Annotated in this window: 2 protein-coding genes; both read left to right on the top strand. The window is 30.9% G+C overall.

The annotated features are described in order from the left end of the window. Positions 1-45 precede the first annotated feature (45 nt). Entirely contained in the window at positions 46-693 is a 648-nt protein-coding gene (locus Q3287_RS19350; protein ID WP_407964677.1) for a YmfQ family protein, read from the top strand. Beyond that, positions 686-880, top strand: a 195-nt coding sequence (locus tag Q3287_RS19345; protein WP_407964676.1) for a phage tail protein, incomplete at its 3' end; no start/stop codon positions are given. The genes Q3287_RS19350 and Q3287_RS19345, both read left to right, overlap by 8 nt.

The raw sequence follows: 880 nt of genomic DNA, 5'->3' as shown, positions 1-880 counted from the left end.
AGACCAAGTGGTCGGAGTAGGGGAAATAGTTAACGAGGTGGTTGGATGATAGCTTCTAAAAAAGGTAGAGAAATGCTTCTTACATTGTCACCGATATATGAGCAAAGTTTAATTATGAACTCTATATATGAAGCTATAGGAAGCGAATTTGATAATCTAGAGTTATTAAATAAAGAAATAGAATTACAATTATTTCCTCAGACTGCAACATGGGGATTGAGTTTTTGGGAAAATAGAGTAGGTTTATCTACTAACTTAGATGAAGCTACAGAGAATAGAAGAAGAAAAGTTATTGCTAAGCTCCAAAGCAAATATATTATGACACCTAAAAGAATGTCAATGATATTACAATCTTATACAGGTGCAAATATAAAAATAAACGAAAACATATCTCCATATACTTTTGGTGTTGAATTAACTAGTACTCAAGGTTTTCCTAGAGATTTAGAAGATTTATATAAGAGAGTAAATGTTATAAAACCTTCTCATCTATCTGTAAGTTATAAGTTAGTATCTTTATTAAAAAGTAAAACTTATTTTGCACAAACAACAATTATGAGTGAAGAAATAACTGTATATCCTTATTCAAGTAAAGAAGTAAAAGCTAATGTTAAAGCTAAGTTTGCATTAGCTCATCACATGAGTTCAGAAATATTGACAGTATATCCAAAAGGAGGTGGTATAAATGGCTGATGAACAATTTTACACTATACTTACAAATATAGGTAAAGCTAAGATTGCTAATGCAGGAATGCTAGGTAAATCAGTAGTACTAGAGAAGATTCAAGCAGGTGATGGAGGAGGAAGCTATTACAATCCAACAGAAGACCAAATAGCATTAAAAAATAAAGTTTGGGAAGGTAATATAAATGCGTTTGAC

Origin of the sequence: Clostridioides sp. GD02404, assembly GCF_045898275.1 — a bacterium.
In the GTDB taxonomy this organism is placed as follows: Bacteria; Bacillota; Clostridia; order Peptostreptococcales; family Peptostreptococcaceae; genus Clostridioides; species Clostridioides difficile_A.
The sequence above is the reverse complement of the archived record's forward strand: the minus strand, read 5'-3'. Positions and strand labels throughout refer to the sequence as shown.